Here is a 22,802-nt window from a genome sequence, read left to right as displayed (position 1 = left end):
TTTCACTTTATAATAATTAGCTGATTATTCAATTACAGCCAGGATGTCTCTTTCACTGATAATGAGGTACTCTTGACCCTCAACCTTAAGTTCATTGCCGGCATATTTGGAGAAAATAACCTTGTCGCCAACCTTAACCTCTAAGGCAACCTTTTGACCATTTTCCAGAGTTTTGCCTGAACCAACAGCCACAATCTTGCCTTCCTGCGGCTTCTCCTTAACTGTGTCCGGAAGAACGATACCACTCTTGGTAACTTCCTCCTTTGCCAAAGCTTCAATCACTACTCTGTCGCCTAATGGCTTAATCATGTAAAGACCTCCCTTTATTGTGTGTTAATTTTAACAGTTTTTTGTTAGCACTCATTCGAGTTGAGTGCTAATCTATAACTTATAATATAAAATTCGCTTCAAAAAATCAAGAGCATTTAGGTAAAAATACGTAATTTTTTTTAAACCTTCAAAAAAATTTCAGGCCAGAAACCATAATAGTCTCTGTCCTGACACAAAATTCGTCTATTTATCTTTTGCGGGTGGCTGATTCGACAATGGCGGCAGCCACCTCCCGAATGGATTTCCGTTTACTCATGCTATATTGCTGAATGCGCCGGTAGGCTTCACTTTCGGTTAAGCTGTAGGCATCCATTAAAACGCCTTTCGCCCGGTCAAGCACTTTCCGGGTTTCCAGCGAGTTTTTGACTTCTTCCAGTTCACGCTCAAGTTCAGCAAACTCCTGAAACCGTGAAAGAGCGATTTCCATAGCAGGGAATAAATTAGCTTCTTTTACCGGCTTAACCAGGTACGCCAGTACCCCTGAGTCCTTGGCTTTTTCCACAATCTCTTTTTGACTGAAAGCCGTTAGCAGCAGAACCGGTGACAGCTTCTCGGTAGAAATAATTTTGGCTGCTGTAATCCCGTCCATTTCCGGCATCTTGATATCCATAATGACAAGGTCAGGACGATGTTTACGGGCCAGTTCAACTGCTTTTTCCCCGTCCGAGGCTTCGCCCACCACCGTATGTCCGGCTTCTTCCAGTATCTCCTTCAGGTCCATTCTTATAATCGACTCATTATCAGCAATTACAATCCGCAAAGCGTCCATATTATTCCTCCTTCGCCTCTTTAACGCCTTCCATCAGCCGGGGAATAGTAATAAAAGCATGGGTTCCGGCACGGGAAAACAGGCGGAATTTCCCCCCAAGGTCATTTTCAATCAGGGTTCTGACAATCTGCAAACCCAAGCTGTTGGTATTTTGCAGGGTAAAATCCTTAGGGAGGCCAATACCGTCATCATAGATATCTATCTGATAACTTTCGGGTGTTGTCGTAATATCCACCCCGATAAGTCCCTCTTTGCGTCCGACAAAACCGTGTTCAATGGAATTTTGAATAAGCTCATTAATGACCAGTGCCAGGCTGCTGGCCTGTTCAGAAGGCAAGATAACGGTTTGGCCGTTAAGTACTGTTTCGATATTAAAGTTAGGCTCAAGCATATTTTGTATAACCAAATCCAAAATATTTTTGGTAACTTCAGCCACATCAATGTATTCCCTGTCTTGCTGAGATAAAAATTCATGAACAACCGATATGCTCAGAATCCGGTTTACACTTTCTCTAAGTGCTGCTTTAACTTCCGGTGTCTTGGTACGCCTGGCCTGCAGTCTGAGCAGACTGGCAATGGTCTGTAGATTGTTCTTAACGCGGTGGTGTATTTCCTGGATGACTGCCGATTTTACCAGTAGTTCCTTTTCCTTCTTTCTGATATCGGTTACATCGGCAATAATAAACACGGTGCGTACTACCTGGCCGCCGACAAAAATCGGAATAGCCCGCTGTACTAAGATCATGTGGCCGGCTTCCGTCTCTTTTTCGAGCGGCTGCCCGGTGGCCAGCGCCTGCTGCACCAGCTTCATGTTCACTTGACGGTCAGACACCCGACGGCCAATGATCCGGTTAATGCCAAGCACTTTATAAATGGCATCGGCTGCCGAATTGGCAAAAGTAATGCAACCTCGTTCATCAATCACCACAATACCGTCACGCGTACTCAGTGGCCGGTACAGCCTACGGTCCAGCGGTCCACCGATGGCAGCCATAGTCAGAAGCATATAGGCTGTTTCCACCAGCATACTGTGTCCGTCGGCACCAGCCTCCTGGGCATTGGTTTCAAAGCTGGCAGCGGCAATAAGGCCGCCATCGAAATCCCTGATTGGATAAACCTGCATTTCTAATGCATCCATACCAAGTGCCCATTCGCGCTGTCCGGCGATATTAGCACCCGAAACAAGTGTCCGCCATACCAAGGGTTCTTCGCCTGCCTGCACCGTACTGCCCAAAATGTTGGTTTTAAAATCAATATAACTGGTACTAGGCTTAGCTTGGGCAACAATAGCCAAAAAATTCTCGCTGTGACCGGGAGCATACAGTGTAACCTGAGCGTGAGCAAGATCGGCAGCCAATCCCAGTACGCTTGCCGCGTTATCAAGAATCTGGATCTGCCCTGGAGTTAATACTGTGATTTTTTGGCAAATACCGACAATCACGCCCATAGATAGTTCCCCCGTTCCACATAAAGAAAACCCGGCTTACGTCAAGCCTCGGCAAAAGCAAAAGTCGGTGCTGCCCTTATCCTGTTTGTAAGAAAGCTATACTTTCTGTTAGGGTAAAGAAAACACGACTTGCGCTGAGCCCCGGGCAAAAGCGAAAGCCGATGCTGCTTGTTATCAGGCAAAAGTTGAACCTTCTGTCAGCAAAGTAAAACTAACACTTGCTAATTCTTTATGTATTCAACTAAAACACAAATAATTCCTTGTCATCTGGTCATAAATCCACAAAGTTACAGCCATATATTTATCCACGACCTTTACCCGGGTTATCCCCGAACTTATCCACATTATCCACAAGGTTATGCACAATACCATAGTTGCTGCAATACGGTTTCGGCGTGGTTTGTTATAAACTTACCCACATTATCCACAATTGTCATTTAATTGTTGTCCACATTATCTGCAGCCTAATTTGAGTGAGGGAACAGCATTAAGATGTAAATCGGCAAAATCCTTGGCCAAATACTGATAATACGCCCTGCAGGCAATCATCGCCGCATTGTCGGTACAAAGTACAGCCGGCGGATAAAAAAGCTTGAACCCCCGTTCAGTTGTTCGGGCCGTCATTTCGGTCTGCAGTGATGAATTAGCCGCTACGCCCCCGGCTAAAACAATTTGGTCAACCCCCACCTGCTCGGCAGCCATTATGGTTTTCATGACCAGCACATCAACCACAGCCGCCTGAAAGCTGGCAGCGACATCAGGAATACTGACTGTTTCCTCTCGCTGTTTGGCGCTGTTTAAGTAATTTAACACCGCGGATTTTAAGCCGCTAAAGCTAAAGGCAAACTTATTTTCGCCTTCCTGCACGGCAAAAGCACGGGGAAAGGCAATCGCCTGGGGATTACCTTGCTTCGCGGCATTATCAATATGCGGACCGCCCGGATAAGGAAAATTCATTACCCTGGCAATTTTATCAAAAGCCTCACCGGCGGCATCATCGCGGGTCTGCCCCAGCAGCACAAGCTCATTATAATCCTTAAGGTGAATAAGGGAAGTATGACCGCCTGATACTACCAGCGCTACGAAAGGCGGCTGTAACTCTTTATGGGCCAGGAAATTAGCGAAAATGTGGCCTTCCAGGTGGTTTACGCCAATCAACGGCTTGTTAAGGGCAAACGCCAGAGTTTTGGCAGTTGCTACACCAACAAGCAGCGCACCGACTAATCCCGGCCCATAGGTAACGCCAATGGCGTCGATATCGGCAAGCGTCGTTCCCGCTTCAGACAAAGCTTGCTCAATAACAGGAATAACATTTTCGATATGTTTGCGGGATGCAATTTCGGGAACAACGCCACCAAATTTTTGATGTGTCGGTACCTGGGAAGAAATAATATTGGCTAAAATTGTCCGCCCGTTCGCGACAACCGCGGCCGATGTTTCATCACAGCTTGTTTCTAAAGCCAAAGTTAAACTTTGCGTCATAAGGCCAGACCTCCATCATATGTCTGCTAATTATTACATGAGCGAAAAATGTATTTTAATGTTCAAAGCAAGCCAAATTAGATTCAAGGACAACAACATACAGTCCGGGAAAGGAGGTGCACACATATGGCACGCTCGAATAAGCCTGTAAACCCGGGAGCTGAAAACGCTCTTGACCGCATGAAAATGGAAGTAGCTAACGAATTGGGTATTTCTGAGCGGGTTCGTAGCCAGGGTTGGTCTACTATGACTTCTGCCGACTGCGGTCGCGTAGGTGGTCACATGGTTCGTAAAATGATCGAGCAGTATGAATCTACTCTCCAATAAATGGTGTAACGTACAGGGCGGCTATAGCCGCCCTGTCACCTTTTTACCCCCTCAGGCATATGTTAAATTACACAATCACCCTTTGGGGGCCACACTCAACCGTGGCCTCTTTTTTTCATAGTTTATCCAGCCACATGATGAGCGCATCTTCTCCCAGTTCGGCATAATAATTAGGGCGAATCCCCTGTTCAACAAAGCCACGGGCCTCATATAACCTGCGGGCCGGTGTGTTGGAAGGCCGGACCTCCAGGGTCATGCTGACGGCTCCCAATAGTTTGGCGGCAAGAATCATATGTTCCAAAAGCAGTGAACCGATTTTACGGCCGCGATATTCAGGCAAAATCGCAACATTAGTAACATGCGCTTCATCAACGACAAGCCAGAAGCCGGCATAGCCGATAATATGGCTGCCGTCCAAAACCACCAGGTAATGAGACAAATCATTGTCATTGAGCTCTGATTCAAAGGCAGCCCGTGACCATGGCGTAGCAAAGGCCTGATTCTCCACTGCCAGCACTGCATCAATATCCGCAGTCTGCATACGCCGGATACTTATCTCAGCCACTCTGGCACCCCCGGGACTGCCGCCGCTCCCACAATTCTTCGGCTTCTGAACGTCTGATATAAAGCGGCTCCAGACTCGCCACATCATGCCGTACACCCTGGGCATATAGCTGCTGAGCCATAACCGCAATACTGCCGGCACGCGGCATTACCACATGCGCTGGTGCGGGATTAGGAATATTCTCTCTATACATAACTGCCGCCTCACCTAACAATAAGACAGGCCGGCCCAGCTTAGCGATTTCTGTCTGCGCCTCGGCAAAAGCCTTCACTTGCGGTGGCTGCACTTCCACAATAGTATTATCCTGCCATTCATACAGGCCTACATACACATTTCCCTTTTGTGCATCCAGCATGGGGGCCAAAAGCGCCCCCGGAGCCGGGCAGGCAAAAGCCAGCGCCGCCAGAGTGGGCACACCGATTAAGGGGATTTTGAGCGCATAGGCAAACGCTTTGGCGGTTGCCAAGCCAATCCTGAGACCGGTAAAAGAGCCTGGCCCGATACTGACAGCAACTGCTTTCAGGCTGGTCTGCGGCATTTCAGCCATAGTAAGCAGGCTGGCAATATGCGGCATCAGTCGTTCCGAGTGGGTTTTCCGGGTCTGAATAGTAAGTTCAGCCACCAACGTGTCTGTGGTGGCAATCGCCACGCTGGACACAAGGGTGGCTGTATCGATAGCAAGAATAGGCAAATCTATTTCAACTCCTCACAAAGCTCTCTATACCGTTTCCCTTTCGGGGCAAGGCAAATAATCCGCTCACTTGCATCATGACCAGGCGTTAGGGTCAGCCACAAGTGCTCGGCAGGCAAAAACTCGGCAAATTTCTCCGGCCATTCAATAATGGCAATCCCCCCGGACTCTACATAGTGGTCAAAACCAATATCGGCAAGTTCGTCCGGATGTTCAAGCCTGTACAGATCAAAATGATAGACAGAGACTTGCCTGTCACCGATCATTCCTTCATAAACATTAAGCACAGTAAAGGTCGGGCTGGAAACAGCATCAGCCACATTAAGACCTGCGGCAATCCCCTGACTTAACAAGGTCTTGCCGGCACCAAGCTCGCCGGACAGGCATAGCACATCCCCCGGCTTCAGCGCTTTGGCAACCTCTTGCCCCAAACGATATGTCTCTTCCGGTCCATCGCTGTTAAAATCTAACAAAACGTTTTGCTCCTCCTGACGGAAATGGTTGTACCCTCCGGCCTCAAGCGCGTGTACTTTTCCTGTTTCATCAACAAGCGTCACTCCCTGGCCGTCCTCGACAACCTCCCCCACCCTGAAGATAGTTATATCCGGATAGGCCTGCTTGAAAGCCTCATATTGTCCCGGCTCCATAGTAAATACAAGCTGAAAATCTTCACCGCCATACAGCGCATAATCCAGGGCCGGTTTGCCCAGTTTATCTGCCGCCTCTTTTAGCTCGGCGGCCAGCGGAATTTGACCGGCATACAGCTTTATCCCAACCTTGCTGGCCTTGGCTATTTCGTGGGCTTCACTGGCTAATCCGTCACTGATATCATCCATACTGGTAGCACCGAATCCGGCCAGTAACTGCCCGGCTTTGACCTGTGGCCGGGGTGTTAAATGAGTCGTCACTAAAGGCCAGGCAAAATTATAATCTTCCCATTCACCGGCGGCAAGCAGCGCCAAACCTGCCGCAGAATTGCCCAGATATCCGGTTACGGCCACAATATCCCCCGGCTGAGCACCGGAGCGGCGCACCAAATTGGCAGGTTCGACTTCACCGGACACCATTACATTGATCACAAGCCCGTGCGGACTGGAAACCGTATCGCCACCGACAATGTTAACAGAAAACTCACGGCAGATTTCTTTCATGCCTTTATATAAATTGACAACAAAATCCGGTGAGGTAGCAGGCGGCAACGCGATAGACACCACTGCATGACGGGGAACACCGCCCATAGCGGCGATATCACTTATATTTACAGCAATGGATTTATAGCCAAGCTGCCAGGGAGTTGTGGTTGCTAAATCAAAATGTACCGATTCAACCAGCATATCTGTGGTAAGCAACAGCAGCTGTCTGGGTGTCGGTAAAAGCGCGGCAGCGTCATCACCAATACCAACCACCACACTGCCATGGTCATGAATTGTATCTTGTTTAATTAGATCAATCAGCCCAAATTCTCCTAGCTCGTTAAGTTTGTCCATTGGAACCACCACCTTCTAACGCTGCCTAGTACCTTGTAAATGACGCAAGGGCACTAATGTTTCTAATAACTTCTCTTTTATGCAGACATTTCCTGCAAGGCTAGTATACCACCATAAGAAAAAAAGTTGTATAGCCACAGGATTTAATCATAAAGAAATAAAACAGCAGCCCTTCACCGGGAAGAACTGCTGCTTTATCTGAAGTCTTAGTTTGTTATTTTTTAATAATCTGTTCTGACCGGCTGAGCGGTTCACTGACATCAATATGACCGGCTATAGTCTCGACCTTTTTTCCCCCGACCAGAATCTGCACCTTTTGAATATCGGGGAATTCAGTAAGGGTATTAACAATAGCCCCCACCAGCAAAATTTCTCCTGCCGAACCACCCTTGTTGTTCTTAATCAATGTATCATCAAAATCAACATAGGCAATATGTTCTTTGACTTTCACATTTTTCAGCTTAACCCCTGCTGGCATAACGCCAACAAGTTCGGTGTTTTTGGTTCCCGCCAGCAGCAGCTCAATAGCAGTCCTGGCAGGATGGCTGTTAACAGGCACCTTATGGATTTCCGGCACCAGATACATGGCATCTTTGGTAGCATGGTACACCGTAAGCTGCATAGTGCTTTCTGAATTAGGAGCAGTGCCTGCCGGCGACGGTTGTTCAGCCGCTTTAGGCGGTATAGCAGTCCCACTTTGCCCCGGAGCAGGAGTTGCACCATCACAACCGGCAAGTAAGAAAGTCACTGTCAGCAAAAGCGCAGCCAGCAATAATGTAAGTTTATTTCGCATAATACCCACCTCTTTAGTTTAGCTTAGCGGCCTGTTCAAAAAACCGTTCCAGGCCCCGCACTATTCCCTGAGACATTTTTTGCTGAAACTCGGGTGAGCGTAGAAGTTTTTCTTCCTGGGGATTGGAGATAAAAGCCAACTCTACAAGCGCTGCCGGCATGCGCGTCCGCTTAATTACATAGAAATTCGCCGGATTGGCCCGCCTGTCCTGCAGTCCGCCTGCTTCAATCATGCTTGTTTGCAAAGAGCGTGCCAGCATGGAATCATACAGGGTCTTCTGATAGTAGTAAGTGGACGTGCCCCCTACCGCACGATCGGTAAAGGAGTTGGCGTGAATACTGACAAATACATCTGCCTTACGGTTATTGGCCACTGTCGTGCGGGCTTTAAGCTCATCAACATCGGTAGCGTTAGAACCGTATACATCGCGGTCATCCTGACGGGTCATGATAACTTTAGCGCCCGCTTTCTCCAGCAGTTGCTTTACATTCTGAGCAACTGCAAGAGTCGCCGTTTTTTCATAATACTGACTTGGACCAACAGCACCGGGATCGCTGCCCCCGTGCCCCGGGTCAAGGACAATCAGTTTATTCTTCAGCCCGGGAGTAAAGGAAAAATCGGGCAAAGGCTCCGGCTGCTTAATATCAACAACAACCCTAAACGGCCGTTTGGCCTTAGCATCACTGGGCAGGGTGCTCACCTTGTAGTCGGCATCCTCGAGCATATGCGGCAAATCAAAAACAACTTCGGTATCCTGACCGCTAACATCGAAAGCAATCTTTTCAACAATTTTCCCATCAAAAGTAAGATTCTTCACTGCTTTTCCCGGTGTCGTCCCTTTGACTGTCAGCACAAGCCGCGGTGTAGGAGTCGAAACAATTACACTGCTGGCCTTCACCGGCGCGGATACATCCATGACTAATCGCAAACTATTTGTTCCGGTCACGGCATCCTTATGGTTGGCCCACCTGACTTGGCTCAGTTCAATAGTACGGCTATTGCTTTTCGTTCCTGTCTTTTTCAGGGCAGGAACCGCAGGAGCAGTTTTCGGCGGCGCTGGCTGTTTAATGTCGACAACAACCCTAAACGGCCGCTGGGCCTCAGCATCGCTGGGCAGGGTACTCACCTTGTAATCCGTATCTTCGAGCAGCTGCGGCAAATCAATAACTACTTTGGTATCCTGACCGCTGGCATCAAAAGCAACCTTTTTAGCCACTTTGCCATCAAAGGTAAGATCTGTTACCGATTTTCCCGGCAGCATCCCTTTGATGGTCAGCACCAGCCGCGGCGTAGAGCCGTCAACAACAGTACTGCTGGCTGTCACCGGGCTGGATACATCCATAACCAACCGCATAGTAGTTATGCCGGTCGCAGCATCAATGTGGTTTGCCCATCTGACTTGGCTCAGTTCAGCCAAACGGCCGGCACTTGGTTCTCCAGCTGTTTGCGCCGAAGCAATCCTGGGCAAATCAGCTGTCGGCTTGGCCCCCGACACAGAAGTCGTCGCAGCCTGCACGCCTGACCAAGACAGCATAAACATAGCCAACACAAAACACAACACTATTTTTCGCAATAAAGGCACCTCCAAACCGCGAAGTGTCCTTTAAAAATTCGCGCTTCCTGTCAAAATTCCTGCAAGGCTATGTTATAAATACTGTAAAAAGACAAATATATGCCATTACTTTATAATTTATTCCAATTATTTGCTGTCCGGCTCAGTATTCTGTTGCATAATTTGTTCAAACAAATCATCGATTTCCGCCCTGGCCTGCTCAGTGGCAACCCTGTCGACAGCCATTTGTATTGCTAAAATATCGCCCTCCTCACATTTCGGCAATAATTCCCTGGGCCAAACTACACTGATTTCTTGTTCCCCTACTAAGAGTACAGCCTTTTTTCCTTCAAATCTGTCAATTACAGCTTTCATTTCCATGACTGCTTATCGCTCCTTAGTAATTGTATACGTTTTGCCATCAGTTATAACAGTCAGTGTGCCATCCAAATCAGTACGGTATACTTTTATTTTCTGTCCGCTGTATTTCTTTAAAACTGACGGGTGCGGATGATGGTACTCATTGTTGAGCCCTGCCGAGATCAAGGCCGCTTCAGGGCTGACTGCCTGCAAAAAAGGCGTAGAGGAAGATGTCTTGCTGCCGTGATGACCGCTCTTCAGTACTGTACTTTTAAGGCCGGCGGCATCATTGGCCAGCAGCCTTGCTTCGGCTTCTTGCTCCGCGTCCCCTGTCAGCATCATGGAAAAGTCGCGATACATCAGCTTGACAACAATGGAATTATTATTTAAATCAGAATCAGTGCCCTTAAAAAATGGTTTTTCCGGTGCCAACACCTTGAGAATTGTTTCATTGCCCAAATCAATGGTCATCCCTGCAGCAACTACCGTAAACGGAATTTTATTTTTTTGAATTCGGGTCAGGTATTGCTTATATAGATTGGATGTATGTTTTTGGCCGCTGTCATATATCTGTTTGATAGTAAAATTGTCGAATAAAGCTGCCGCACCGCCAAGATGATCGGCATGCGGGTGGGTGATAATAAGCTTATCAATGGTATCGATTCCCTGACTCTTTAACATACTGACAAGCTTATCCCTGGCCGGGACATCACCGGTATCAATCAGCGTTACCTGTTCCTTGGAGCGAATGAGAATGGCATCCCCTTGCCCCACGTCAAGCACCTTAACGGTAAGCGGCGCACTCGAGGCCGCGCCGGCTGCCATGCTGGCCTCAGGCCGGACAGTTATGTTCACCCCGCCGCAACCGGCCATAAAAGCCAATGAAAAAACAGTCACAACTATAACCAGCCATGACCATTTGCCAATTCGATTCATTATATCTTCCTCCCCAACCAATATGTATATTCACTCTGCCGGCCGGAGGTATCCATGACCAAGAACAATGCAACAGCCGGGCGCTTAAATAAACAAAAATAGGCAGTCACCCGCCTATCCTCTCTCCAATCTACAGTTGAACCAAGCCAATGCTTATCCGGATGGCTTCGTCCACTTTGCCCATTATCTCTTCGCTCAAATGTGTTACTTTATCCCGCAGACGCCGTTTATCAATTGTGCGCAATTGTTCCAAAAGAACAACCGAGTCTTTTTCAAGATTGTACTGTTTTGCATTTACTTCCACGTGGGTAGGCAGCTTGGCCTTGGAAATTTGTGAAGTAATGGCTGCGACAATAACTGTCGGACTATATTTGTTGCCGACATCATTTTGAATGACTAGCACCGGCCGGTGGCCGCCTTGCTCGGAACCTACCACAGGACTTAAATTAGCGTAATATATGTCCCCGCGTTTAACAATCATAGCTATTCACGCTCCGCCAGCAAGCCTGGCATCAGTTCAAATGTATCGACATCGGCCAGCAAGCCTTCTTCTGCTAAAGTCAGGTTAATAACGGCCATTTCCTGATACCCTTTTTTCATCATATCGCGTACTGCTTTACGCTTACGATCTTCTATATAAAGCCGCATGGCCTCCCTGACAAACTGACTTCTGCTCAATTTGTCCATAGCTATAATGCCGTCCACTTCCTGCAGCAATGCATTCGGAATGCTAATCATAATTCGCCGCAATTCTGCCACACCATCACCCCCGCCAGTATGGAGCCTATTTAAAGATAGTATCATTATATAATTAGTTATATATCAATGTCAACTTTTTTATATACTTTAACAGCCAGTTATGCCGTATAAAGCAGCCGGAACTGCTTTAAGAAGATCCATAGCCGTCATGCCGACCATACCGCCCTGAGCAGCAACATCGCCAGCCAAACCATGAACATATACACCGGCCACCGCCGCATCATGACTGGACATCCCCTGAGCAATCAAACCGGCGATAACACCGGTAAGTACATCACCTGTGCCACCGGTGGCCATACCGGCATTGCCTGTGGTATTAATATATATTTCTCCATCAGGAAAAGCAACTACCGTCCGGGCGCCTTTTAATACGATAATGCAGCCCCATTCTCCGGCTGCCTGCCGGGCGACTCCCACACGGTCAGCATTAACAGCCTCTACGTCAAGCTTGGTCAACCGTGCCATCTCACCCGGATGTGGCGTCAGTACCGGCAAGGCCGCACATTCATTAAGCAGATTCGTATAGCCTGCAAGCGCATATAGTGCATCAGCATCAATAACCAGCGGGCACTGGGCTGTGGTAATTGTCTCGCGCACCGCTGACGCAGTTTCCTCATGCCGGCCAAGTCCGGGACCGATGGCCACTACATCACTGCCTGAGGCCAGCTGCAGCATTTCACCGACAGCCTCCCGGCAAATCCCTCCGGTTGCGGTTTCAGCCAGCGGCTTGGTCATTACTTCGGTAAGCTTCATCGCCAGTAGATTTTGCAAGCTGGCCGGAGCGCTCAGTGTAACTAAGCCTGCCCCGGCTCTAAGCGCGCCTTCGGCAGCCATGGCAGCGGCGCCGCTAAGATCACGCGAGCCGGCTATGACCAGCGTCCGGCCGCTTGTACCTTTGTGCGCGGCCGGACTGCGCCTGGGCAGGATTGCCCGAACCATACCTGCCATAATGATATTCTGCTTTATATTTTGCCTGCTGACAACGGCTGTAGGTATGCCGATATCTGCTACTGTGATTTCACCGGCACATTCGGCCCCGGGATATAAAAACAGGCCGGGTTTTGGCAAGCCAAAGGTAACCGTATAGGCGGCTTGTACGGCTTTGCCGCAAATGCGGCCGGTATCGGCTTCTACACCGGACGGAATATCTACCGCAATAACCAGCTTGCCGGCAGCATTCATGATATCAATTATATGGGCCATATCGCCGCCGACTTCACCGCGAAATCCGGTGCCCAAAAGAGCGTCCACCAAACAGTCGGAAAAAGCAGCCGCCACTTTCACCTTATCCCAATCGCGTTCACTGACAATCTCGATAATATCCAGACCCATTTTATCAATGATGTCAAGATTAATCCGGGCATCACCGCTTATGCCTGCTTTTTCACCTAACAGAAATACTTTAACTTTGGCCCCCTGGTTGGCAAGGTGTCTGGCAATTACATACCCATCACCGCCGTTATTGCCTTTGCCGGCTAACACACAAAATTTCCGTTCGGCGAGCGATTCCCAAATGGACTCCAGCCGCCGGATTACCGCCACCCCGGCATTTTCCATTAATACCGTACCAGGAATGCCATATTCATCAATTGCAATATTGTCAATTTCCCGCATCTCACTTGCTGTTGCCACTCTCATCACTTACCTGCCTCCTTCTGCCACTGCCTGAGCTGCCGCATATTCCCGCGCATGTGTCAGGGTAACATGTATTTTCCTGACACCAAGCCGACTAGCCAGCTCGTTAAAGCTGCCGTGAAGAACAATGCTTGGTTTACCGCCAGCCTCGGCCACAACTTCAATATCTTTAATATTTCCCCCGGTAAAACCGGTGCCAAGCGCTTTAGCCACCGCTTCTTTCGCGGTAAAGCGCGCAGCAAACGAAGCCGCCTGCTGCACACCCCGGCTGCGGCAATATGCTGCTTCCGCCTCAGTGAACACCCGCCTGACAAATGCTTCCCGCTCAATAGCCGCCTTAATCCGGGGTATCTCAACAATATCCATGCCAATACCAATAATCATCATAACACCTGCCATACAATCACAATTCAATTTCAATTATATACCAAATTTTAAAAAAGCCAAGCAAAAAGCAAGACAAGTACTTCATCTTTCTTAAAACCGCCGGCACAATACAGGTTATTATATCCATAATTATAAATAAAAAATGAGGCCTGACAACAGCCTCATTTTCCAACAGGCAATATATTAAGATTGATTTACTAAGTTCTCTATGGGTTTTGCCTTGTCTATAAGCGATAATTGCGCTGAATGAATACCTCTACCCGCCGGTTAGCCGACCGGCCTTCACTTGTATTGTTACCGGCAACCGGCCGGTATTCTCCATAACCGGTAGCGCTAAAGCGCTCAGGCCTAAGTCCGGTTTCCTCTGCCATGAGGAATCTCATAAAATTGACTGCCCGCCGTGAGCTAAGTTCCCAGTTAGAGGGAAATTCCCTGGTATTTATCGGCAGATTGTCGGTATGACCGGACACTGTAACTTTTTGCGTAAGCGGCGTCAAAAGCTTGGCTATATGAGTGCCGAACCGCCGTGATTCAGGGCGCAAATCAGCACTGCCTGACGGGAATAAGGCCGTATCCTGAATGCGGATAACCAGACCGTCGTCGGTTAAGGTTGTCGTCAAATCACCGCCCAGGCCATTATCGGCAATATATTGATCCAGCGTCTTTTTCAATTCAATCAACTGGACGGTTTCCTGCATATACGCCTTTTCATTAGTGCCCTGCAGAGCTTCCATAATGGTTGGCAAATGCGGTACAGGCGGATTGGGACTCGAACTTTCAGGCTGAGTCGGCCTTGGATTTTCAAGCAGCGCCGGGCTGCCACTAAAGGCGATACTAAAGCTGGCCTTCAACTGATCAAACTTTTTCTGGTCGACCTGCGCCGAAGCGAATAATACAATAAACAATGCCAGTAGTAATGTCAAAATGTCGGAGTAGGGAACAAGCCATGTCTCGTCGGCATGTTCCTCATGATGCTCTTTTTTTATTTTCCTGGCCATTACTTATCCTCCGGTCGAGGCTTTAATAAAGCCCGGACCTTTTGCGGAATAAACACCAACAGCTTGGATTCTATCGCCATCGGTGAATCACCGGCCTGGAGTGATAGTATACCTTCCACCATCATCCGCTTTACTTCTACCTCATCTTTTGAAAGTTGTTTAAGCTTATTGGAAAATGGATGCCAAAGCACATACCCTGTAAAGATACCCAGCAAAGTAGCAACAAACGCCGCTGCAATGGATTGGCCTAATACTTCGATATCTTCCAGGTTGCCTAATGCGGCAATAAGACCAATTACCGCCCCTAATACCCCCAGCGTAGGCGCATACATACCGGCTTGCGCAAAAACCAGCGCTCCAGCCCGGTGACGCTCTTCCATCGCTTCAATATCGGCATCAAGCACATCCCGGACAAAATCAACATCCATGCCGTCAATGACCATGCTCATGCCATTTTTCAAAAATGGATCTTTGATATCCTCTAACCGGCTTTCTAATGCCAAAATACCTTCCCGCCGTGCAATTTGGGACAACTCGACAAACAGAGTGAGCAGTTCCGACTTCGGAATAAGCTCCTGCTGTTTGAATAATTTCTTAACTAATACAGGGAAATTCCTGACCTGTTCCATCGGAAATGCATTGAACAGAGCAGCAGCTGTACCAACAAAAATAATCATAAATGCAGCCGGGTTTACCAACGCAGCCGGACTGGCACCTTTAAGCGCCATCCCAATAACAACAGCGCCAACTCCCAAAGCTACACCAATAACTGTCGACTTCTCCAAATAAAAGCCCTCCCTATAACATCTCAGCAAAGTATCGCTATATTATATATCGAAAATTTTCAGGTGTAATTAAGCAATTCTCGCAACATAAAAAAAAGTCCTGCCAGACAGTGGCAGAACCATAGAAATTATTGTAAACATCCAGACAATCGTTTTAGACCAGATATTCAATATTAGCTTGCGGAAAAATAGCGGCAAGCTTATCTTCCATAAATGCTTTTATTTCTCCCATTACCGCAGAATGATAGACATACTTAACATAACCAAACTGTCCGTATTTAAGCTTACGCTCACTTTCATCCATAGGCAAAGTCGTCTCCGGAAATAAATCCAAAATAGTATTTTTAGCTCTTTTGGTAAAACGGTGGGAAATTAGTTCAAAAGTTAAATCATGCCTTGCATCTTCGGGCAATTGGGCGTCCAAGGCCTCAAACAGTTTGGCGTATTCTTCCTGCCAGCCGGGAAAATAAAAAATGGGAGCAATAATAAAACCCAGCGGATAACCGGCTTGCGCCACTTTGGCCGCAGCAGCCACCCTTGCGGACATGGATGGCGTGGCATGCTCATATTTTTCAATAATAGGTTCGGCATTTAGGCTAAAACGAAAACGGGTGTGGCCGTTATGCCGGGCATGCAGCAGTGTATCCACTTTATCATGCTTGGTAACAAACCGAAACCGTCCCAGTTCCTGCCTGCCAAAAAACTCAATCGTTTTAGATAAAAGCCCTGTCAGATACTCAGTAGGAATGGGGTCAGAGGTAGCCGCACCCTCAAACCAGGTAATCTCCGGCGCACGTTCCGCCATATAGCTTTCGGCCCGGGCAAAGATTTCCTCAATATTTACGTACACTCTAAGATACGGCTTTTTCCCCAGCGTGGTTGCCAAATAGCAGTATTCACACATACTCGGGCAACTAGTGTTAAGCGGCAACTGGTAATGAGCCGACGGCTTGCAACCGGCAAAATCAACACTTTTTCTCACACCGACTACCAGCGTGCGTTTCGCTTCCCGAAAGGACTCCTGCGCCGTATTACCCGGGATGCCGGTTATCCGGTTATGTGATCCGGTAAATTTTATCGGAACTGCCAAGGCTTGCAGCTTTTCATACAGTTCTTTTCCCAACGGATATTCCAATGCCTCGGGTTCAAAAAAAGCACGTTTGGGTACAAAAGGTTTCATAGCAGCAGTATCACCTCAAAGGTAGTGTGAACCACTGTTATGAATTTTACACCGGTTTATCGCTTAGTTTGTTCATAACCGCATTCGCGGCCACGGCAACATTATCAATAGGATGACTGTAAGGCGGCGCATACCCTAAATCCATGTCAAACAAATCATCAATGGTGGCATTCATAGTCAGGGCGGCGGCCACAACATCAATACGTTTGGCAACATCACCCTCGCCATAGGCTTGCGCGCCCAAGATTTTCCGGCTGCCGGTCTCAACAATCAATTTAATGGTAAGCGACTTGGCATCCGGCATATAATGGGGTTTATCATATCCGCCCACCACAGCGGTTACATATTGATAGCCCAGCGCTTTGACTTCTCTTTCGATAAGCCCGGTTTTGCCGACATTGAGGTCTAACACCTTAACCACAACAGTATTCAGCACCCCACGAAAGGAAACACGTTTGCCAACAATATTTTCGCCAATAACCCGTCCGTGCTTATTAGCAGTCGAACCCATCGGGGCAAACACTTTCTTGCCTGATACCATATTGGTGCTTTCCACACAATCGCCGCCGGCATAAATGTCCGGATCATTGGTTTCCATATACTCGTTCACAGCAATAGCACCGGTAGGTCCGATGGCGATTCCCGCTGCCCTGGCAAGTTCCGCATTAGGCCGTACCCCAATGGCCAGTACCACAACATCGGTCGGAATAACGCGCTTATTGGTAACAACCTCTTTAACCCTTTCGTCACCATTAAACTGTTCTACTTTTTCTCCCAAGGCCAGCTTTATGCCGTTGGCTGCCGCAAAATCGGCCACTGAAGCCGCAATTTCATCATCCAGGAACGCCGGGAACACCTTGTCCTGCATCTCAATAACCGTTACGTCAACACCACGGGTTTTGAACGCCTCTGCCATCTCCATACCAACAAGACCGGCACCGATAACCACCGCACTCTTGATGTGACCATTATCAATACCTGAACGGATAGCAACAGCATCATCCGGATGCCAGAACTGGTGAATACCGCTGAGCTCAATACCCGGCAGCGGCGGCCTGAGCGGAGTGGCACCGGTGGCAATAACCAGTTTATCATAAGGAAACTCCAGTTCCTCTCCTGTTTCAAGCGCCTTAGCTGCCACCGTTTTGTCCACTCTGTTAATAGCCGTAGCCATCGTTCTTGTACGAACATCAATATTTTTTCCATTCTTAAAAAAAACGGCATTACGCACAGAACCTGACGGCGTTTTCATGACCTCATCCACGTCGGCGATCAACCCCCCGACATAATAGGGCATACCACAAGCACCATAAGAAATGAGCGTACCCTTTTCTAATACCGTAATCTGCGCTGTTGGGTCTTCCCGGCGCGCTTTAGCGGCTGATTTAAGCCCTGCTGCTACACCGCCGATAATCACTATCTTTCTCATGTTCCTCCATCCTCCCCACAGAGTACGAATTTAAACAAAAGACCCCTGATTCAGGGGTCTTCCTTAGTTCTTGGACATCTGACCGTGATCGTTTAGGCTTTTCTTGCCGCCAATTCTTTATCCAAGAAGAATATGCCACCAGTCTTGTCACCAATCATTCTCAGTTGTGCCAGTATGTCACCAGCCGAAGCTTCTTCCTCAACTTGCTCAGTGACAAACCATTGGAGGAAAATCTGAGCAGCCACATCTTTTTCTTCAACAGCAACTTCATAGAGTTTATTAATCAAGCTGGTAACATGCTCTTCATGTGCCAGTACTTTTTCAAACACTTCAACCGGTTTTCCAAATTCTGTCGGCGGCGCTTCAATTGCCTGAAGTTCTACCTCGCCACCGCGCTCCAGCAAATAATCAAGCAGTTTTAGTGCATGTTCAGTTTCTTCCTGATATTGCACTCTTAGCCAGTTTGAGAAACCTTTTAGGTTTTGGGACATGCAGTATCCAGACATCGACAGGTATAAATTGGCCGAATACATTTCTGCCTGGATTTGATTATTAATGGCTTTTTGTAGTTTTGCACTGATCATTTTAACGATCCCCTTTCAATTGGCTTTTTTTGCTTTAAACGTTAGTGTATGAATATATTTTACCAACTAACAGATAAGCAAACAAGCTTTTTACATAACTGTTTTTATATAATTATTGTCCTACCCTTTGTTTAGTGAGCATCTGCTCAAATTCTGCAAGCGTATGAACAGGACGCCGGCAGGCAAAGTTTTCGCAAATATAACCGGTGGCGCGGCCACCCACTGCTTCCTGACCGGCTGCTACAGGTATTAGTTCCCAATTATCGGTCTGATATACCGGGTCATTATAAACAACGGTAGTTTCCGGCATAAACCTTCCCCCGGCAACTGCCAGCATGGCCTGCACTTCAGGGTCTTCGCGTTCGCCGGCGATAACAATATGACTGGGAACAGACAAGTAGTAATCGAGCGCTAACAGAAAGTATGTATAGGCCCGGGGATAATGCTGCACTTCGCGGCTAAAACAGCTAAACATAGTTTCAACCAGTGTAATATACTTATTATCCTCAGTTAACCGTGCCAGTTTAAGTAAAGCCAGGGCAGCCACCGAATTTCCCGATGGGATAGCGCCATCATAAATCTCCTTCGGACGCAGCAGCAATTCCTCGCCGTCATTCCCGGTAAAATAAAACCCGCCATTTTCTTTGTCCCAGAATAGCCGTGTAAGCTCTTCGCTGATCTCCAATGCCTGGCGCAAATATTTCGGATTAAAGGTGGTTTCATAGACCTCCAGCAAACCCCAGAGCAGGAAGGCATAATCATCGACATAGCCCAGATACGCCGCATGGCCATCCCGGTAGCGGGCCAACAGCCGCTTACCGTCCTCGGCAGTAAGTTTGGTAAAAACAAATTCTACCGCCCGTTCAGCAGCTTCAGCATACTCTTCCCGCTGCAACACTCTGGCTGCCTTAGCCAAAGCGGCAATCATCAGTCCATTCCAGGCTGTCAGAATCTTATCATCCTTAAACGGAGGTATCCGTTGCTCACGCGCCTGATAGAGGAGCTGCCTGGCCTCAGCCATTTTTTCCTCAAGCTCATGGATATCAAGATCATGCTGGGCGGCATAGTCATACAAGTCACGGGAAATCAGATTCAAAATATTGTCGCCGGCCTCAAAATTGCCCTCCGGCGTGACATTATATACATCGGCAAACAATTCCCCAAGCTCCGGCCCCAAGAGTTCCAGCAGTTCCTGCCGCGACCATATGTAAAACTTGCCTTCTACCCCTTCTGAATCAGCATCTTCAGCAGAATAAAACGCGCCACCCGGACTCGTCATATCCCGCAGCACATAGGAAATTATTTCCCCGGCAATACGGGCAAAATCCGGATCGTCTGTGCATTGATAAGCTTCAACATAGGCGTAACATAAAAGGGCATTATCATACAGCATTTTCTCAAAATGCGGTGCCAGCCATTTGGCATCTGTTGAGTAGCGGGCAAAACCATAGCCCAGATGATCATAAATCCCCCCGCGACTCATCGCATCCAGAGTCTTGATTACCATGGCAATGGCCTTCTTATCGCCTGTTCGCCGCCAATAGCGCATCAGGAACAATAAGTTGTGTGGTGTGGGAAACTTAGGCGCAGTCCCAAATCCGCCATGGTTGGGGTCAAAGTCATTTAACAGTTGGGAAAAGGCACGCTCCAGGGTTGCTTGGGATAATTGCCCCGCCTCCGGCTTAAGCGCGGGCTGTTTCAGGGATTGCGCCAGCTTTTCGCCAATTTCCTCAATCTTATCCCGGTTTTGATCCCACTGTTCCTTCAGCATTGACAAGACTTCCATAATCCCAGGCCTGCCCCATTTGGCATGCTTAGGCAAGTACGTCCCGGCAAAAAACGGCTTCTTATCAGGTGTCATCACAATAGTCAGCGGCCAGCCACCCTGCCCGGTCACAGCCTGGCACACCGCCATATAAATATGGTCAACATCCGGCCGCTCTTCCCGGTCAACCTTGACGGCAACAAAATAGTTATTTAACAACGCCGCAACGTCTTGGTTTTCGAAAGATTCCCGTTCCATGACATGGCACCAGTGGCACGTACTATAGCCGCAACTAAAAAATATCGGCTTGTCTTCTTCCTTAGCCTTGGCAAACGCTTCTTCACCCCAGGGATACCAGTCTATGGGGTTGTGTGCGTGCTGCAGTAAGTATGGACTCTTTTCGTTGACTAGGTGGTTAATGTGCTTTTCAGACATTGGCTTCACCTCGTTTTTATGGGTATTGTTTAGGATTTGCTTGTAGGTGGGTTTACATACGCTATATAATCGATATTAATTATTTGTTAGATGTTATTCTTATTATAATTAGTATTTTGTGGTAAGTCAAGATTGAAATGTAGAAAAAAATAGAAAACCAGCACAATACAATGCCGGTTTAATCCCAAAGATTATATTTTTGTTCTATATCCTAGTTCTAAACTTTATTCAACACTGCCCACTAGTACAGTAGGTCGTCAGAAGAAATTTGAATTTCACATTTTAAATATTCATTTGCTTGCTCAGACACTTTTGCAGCTAATATTTTTTCACCTAGACCTAAAAAGAAGCCAATCAGTAAAGCAACCGTGGTCTTTGTTTCTGTATATGAAGGCTGACGATTTTCTGTGTTCTAATATGGATTATTCTACTGTGCTAAATTCAATAAAGTCGATGAAGCCCGACGATAGAAACGCTTAAATAAGAATAGCAGGTGCTCAACCAATAAGCACAACCATCATGCTGTTGAAAATAATTACCGCTTATGATTCCCAGACAAGGAAAGATAATCACTTCTTAGTTCACAATAAAAATCAAGTCCTCTATCCTTTTGATATGCATTAACAAATGCTTCCGCCTAATACTAAAGCAGTATAGTGCTCCCCCTTAATCCCCAGTTACACTTCTTTCGATTCTCATTTTTCCCCTACACCTCTATCTTCGCAATTAAAATTACCGCACAAATCACTACTATCTAAATGAGAAAACATAACAATGGAAATTGAAGCTAGACGAATATACGTTAACAACATTTTAGGATTTACCTTCATCATTAACTTTAGCTATAGATGGTGTCGAGAAGACAAAGTTAATGACAATCTACACGGGGACTGATACGAAAAAATGAAAAAAATGAGGACAGAGATATTGTTTTTAACACGGGTCTGGAAAACGTAAAACACTCCCTATCCCCGTGTTTTTCCCTTCATAAATATTTGTACTTTAATATTTGTACTTTACTTTTGGTTTATATGACTAATGGATCAACTTCCCATCTTTGAATATGCCCTTCTCTAAAGGAATCATAACATAATAAATCCGCTCTTGTATTATTAGGCAATAAAACCAAAGGTATATAAAATCTATTCACATCGCAGTTTACCATTTCTATTTCAAACGTTTGATTCACTATTGTTGATAGGGTTTTTGTTTCATTTAAAAGGTGAAATGGGCCAAATTGTATGCAAAAGAGAACCAAGTTTGCCGCAACGGATAGCATTACATTAATTAATTTTGATGAATTAAAATGCTTATCTCTATCATGTTTTGTTTTATTGTAAGCATCATACCAAAATAATGACTGAGTAGGTGAAGCGATATCCCAATCATTAAATGGTTGAAGAATTGGTACACTATCATAATTTCTAAGCTTAACCTGAAATTCTTTTAGACATAAAGGCTTTAGTAATTTAACGTAATCTTGTGTAGTAAACATTCTCCCATTAATTGGCCCTACACCTGCCTTACTTATAAAAGACTTCCATTGGTTTTCTAATTCAGTACAAGAAAGAATTAATAGTTCACGTGTTTTGTGACTATATGAATCAAGACCAGCCTTATCAGGCTCAATATACAATAAAATCTCATCAAGCTTTTCCACCAGAACCCTTAGAGCTTGTTCGGCTGAACGTTGCTGAATTCGTGTAATATCTAGTCCTTGAATTAGTTCTTCCTGAAAGTATAAACCTGGCCGCCATACCCCATCTTTTGTATGTCCAACGTCCATTATCATAGGTGCAATATGATTCGCCTCAAATACTCGTTTTACCCAATCTTCTAAAGATCCATGCTTCTTTTCTAAAACAGTAAGTCCAGGGGAAATAACATAAAATCTATTATCTCGACCATAAAAATGCACAAAATGTGTATCTGTTTCATACGCATAGCCTCTGGGCTGTTCTTTATGAATATTATCTACCCAGCCAGGTATTGTAGTTTTTGTATTTCTATAACATATCGCTTGCAAATTAATACCGATAATGTACAATAAGTTTCGCAAATTGAATTAAGAGAAAAAAGAGGACAAGTTTGCAGTCCAAAAGGTAA

Annotated in this window: 23 protein-coding genes; 1 reads left to right on the top strand and 22 read right to left on the bottom strand. The window is 46.7% G+C overall.

The features are described 5' to 3' along the window. Positions 1-24: 24 nt before the first annotated feature. From groES to tsaD, 4 genes are all read right to left on the bottom strand, one after another. The gene (gene groES, locus SPSPH_RS06010) at positions 25-309 is read right to left on the bottom strand and encodes a co-chaperone GroES (RefSeq protein ID WP_075754174.1); all 285 of its coding nucleotides are present in this window, start codon (positions 307-309) and stop codon (positions 25-27) included. Positions 310-517: 208 nt separating this feature from the next. Beyond that, complete coding sequence (locus SPSPH_RS06005; RefSeq protein WP_075754172.1) at positions 518-1,099, bottom strand: ANTAR domain-containing response regulator; 582 nt, start codon at positions 1,097-1,099, stop codon at positions 518-520. 1 nt (position 1,100) lies between these two features. After that, positions 1,101-2,546, bottom strand: coding sequence for a sensor histidine kinase (locus SPSPH_RS06000; RefSeq protein WP_075754170.1), 1,446 nt, complete (start codon positions 2,544-2,546; stop codon positions 1,101-1,103). Between the two features lie 453 nt (positions 2,547-2,999). Beyond that, positions 3,000-4,028 (bottom strand): tRNA (adenosine(37)-N6)-threonylcarbamoyltransferase complex transferase subunit TsaD, encoded by a 1,029-nt coding sequence (gene tsaD, locus SPSPH_RS05995; RefSeq protein ID WP_075754168.1) that lies wholly within the window; start codon positions 4,026-4,028, stop codon positions 3,000-3,002. Positions 4,029-4,154: 126 nt separating this feature from the next. Between tsaD and SPSPH_RS05990 the strand changes: the two genes are divergently transcribed. Continuing rightward, positions 4,155-4,355, top strand: a complete 201-nt coding sequence (locus SPSPH_RS05990) for an alpha/beta-type small acid-soluble spore protein (protein WP_075754166.1) — start codon at positions 4,155-4,157, stop codon at positions 4,353-4,355. 115 nt (positions 4,356-4,470) lie between these two features. Here SPSPH_RS05990 and rimI read toward each other — a convergent pair whose 3' ends face one another. The 18 genes from rimI to SPSPH_RS05900 all read right to left on the bottom strand — a co-directional run bounded on the left by rimI (position 4,471) and on the right by SPSPH_RS05900 (position 22,743). Further along, on the bottom strand, positions 4,471-4,920 hold the full coding sequence (gene rimI / locus SPSPH_RS05985) for a ribosomal protein S18-alanine N-acetyltransferase (protein WP_109298246.1): 450 nt from the start codon (positions 4,918-4,920) through the stop codon (positions 4,471-4,473). Further along, positions 4,913-5,611 (bottom strand): tRNA (adenosine(37)-N6)-threonylcarbamoyltransferase complex dimerization subunit type 1 TsaB, encoded by a 699-nt coding sequence (tsaB, locus tag SPSPH_RS05980; protein WP_075754164.1) that lies wholly within the window; start codon positions 5,609-5,611, stop codon positions 4,913-4,915. Before tsaB ends, rimI begins: the two co-directional genes overlap by 8 nt. 2 nt (positions 5,612-5,613) lie before the next feature. Then, the gene (thiL, locus tag SPSPH_RS05975; protein ID WP_075754162.1) at positions 5,614-7,098 is read right to left on the bottom strand and encodes a thiamine-phosphate kinase; all 1,485 of its coding nucleotides are present in this window, start codon (positions 7,096-7,098) and stop codon (positions 5,614-5,616) included. A 214-nt stretch (positions 7,099-7,312) separates the two neighbouring features. Beyond that, entirely contained in the window at positions 7,313-7,891 is a 579-nt protein-coding gene (locus SPSPH_RS05970) for a GerMN domain-containing protein (RefSeq protein ID WP_075754160.1), read from the bottom strand. 13 nt (positions 7,892-7,904) lie between these two features. Beyond that, entirely contained in the window at positions 7,905-9,464 is a 1,560-nt protein-coding gene (locus SPSPH_RS05965) for an N-acetylmuramoyl-L-alanine amidase family protein (protein ID WP_233138687.1), read from the bottom strand. 126 nt (positions 9,465-9,590) lie between these two features. After that, complete coding sequence (locus tag SPSPH_RS05960) at positions 9,591-9,824, bottom strand: DUF3006 domain-containing protein (RefSeq protein WP_075754158.1); 234 nt, start codon at positions 9,822-9,824, stop codon at positions 9,591-9,593. Between the two features lie 6 nt (positions 9,825-9,830). Beyond that, a complete protein-coding gene (locus SPSPH_RS05955) occupies positions 9,831-10,739 on the bottom strand; it encodes a ComEC/Rec2 family competence protein (RefSeq protein WP_109298247.1) in 909 nt (302 codons plus the stop codon). 130 nt (positions 10,740-10,869) lie between these two features. Next, the gene (locus SPSPH_RS05950; RefSeq protein ID WP_075754156.1) at positions 10,870-11,220 is read right to left on the bottom strand and encodes a type II toxin-antitoxin system PemK/MazF family toxin; all 351 of its coding nucleotides are present in this window, start codon (positions 11,218-11,220) and stop codon (positions 10,870-10,872) included. A gap of 2 nt (positions 11,221-11,222) precedes the next feature. Next, positions 11,223-11,498, bottom strand: a complete 276-nt coding sequence (locus SPSPH_RS05945) for a CopG family ribbon-helix-helix protein (protein WP_181382953.1) — start codon at positions 11,496-11,498, stop codon at positions 11,223-11,225. An 87-nt stretch (positions 11,499-11,585) separates the two neighbouring features. Next, entirely contained in the window at positions 11,586-13,136 is a 1,551-nt protein-coding gene (locus SPSPH_RS05940) for an NAD(P)H-hydrate dehydratase (protein WP_075755986.1), read from the bottom strand. A 3-nt stretch (positions 13,137-13,139) separates the two neighbouring features. Next, positions 13,140-13,517, bottom strand: a complete 378-nt coding sequence (gene acpS, locus SPSPH_RS05935) for a holo-ACP synthase (protein ID WP_075754152.1) — start codon at positions 13,515-13,517, stop codon at positions 13,140-13,142. A gap of 227 nt (positions 13,518-13,744) precedes the next feature. Then, on the bottom strand, positions 13,745-14,518 hold the full coding sequence (locus tag SPSPH_RS05930) for a flagellar motor protein MotB (RefSeq protein WP_075754150.1): 774 nt from the start codon (positions 14,516-14,518) through the stop codon (positions 13,745-13,747). Next, positions 14,518-15,303 carry a flagellar motor stator protein MotA gene (gene motA / locus SPSPH_RS05925; protein ID WP_075754147.1) on the bottom strand — a complete coding sequence of 262 codons (786 nt, stop codon included), beginning with the start codon at positions 15,301-15,303 and terminating at the stop codon, positions 14,518-14,520. Before motA ends, SPSPH_RS05930 begins: the two co-directional genes overlap by 1 nt. A gap of 154 nt (positions 15,304-15,457) precedes the next feature. Continuing rightward, positions 15,458-16,483, bottom strand: coding sequence for a spore photoproduct lyase (gene splB, locus SPSPH_RS05920; RefSeq protein ID WP_075754145.1), 1,026 nt, complete (start codon positions 16,481-16,483; stop codon positions 15,458-15,460). A 46-nt stretch (positions 16,484-16,529) separates the two neighbouring features. Then, positions 16,530-17,912: an FAD-dependent oxidoreductase gene (locus SPSPH_RS05915; protein WP_075754143.1), complete on the bottom strand. Its 1,383-nt coding sequence runs from the start codon at positions 17,910-17,912 to the stop codon at positions 16,530-16,532. Positions 17,913-18,004: 92 nt separating this feature from the next. Further along, positions 18,005-18,496: a ferritin gene (locus SPSPH_RS05910; protein ID WP_075754141.1), complete on the bottom strand. Its 492-nt coding sequence runs from the start codon at positions 18,494-18,496 to the stop codon at positions 18,005-18,007. 112 nt (positions 18,497-18,608) lie between these two features. Next, entirely contained in the window at positions 18,609-20,696 is a 2,088-nt protein-coding gene (locus SPSPH_RS05905; protein WP_075754139.1) for a thioredoxin domain-containing protein, read from the bottom strand. Positions 20,697-21,723: 1,027 nt separating this feature from the next. Further along, positions 21,724-22,743, bottom strand: a complete 1,020-nt coding sequence (locus SPSPH_RS05900; RefSeq protein ID WP_198930894.1) for a hypothetical protein — start codon at positions 22,741-22,743, stop codon at positions 21,724-21,726. Between the last annotated feature and the right edge of the window lie 59 nt (positions 22,744-22,802).

The organism is Sporomusa sphaeroides DSM 2875 (assembly GCF_001941975.2).
GTDB lineage: Bacteria > Bacillota > Negativicutes > Sporomusales > Sporomusaceae > Sporomusa > Sporomusa sphaeroides.
The sequence above is the reverse complement of the archived record's forward strand: the minus strand, read 5'-3'. Positions and strand labels throughout refer to the sequence as shown.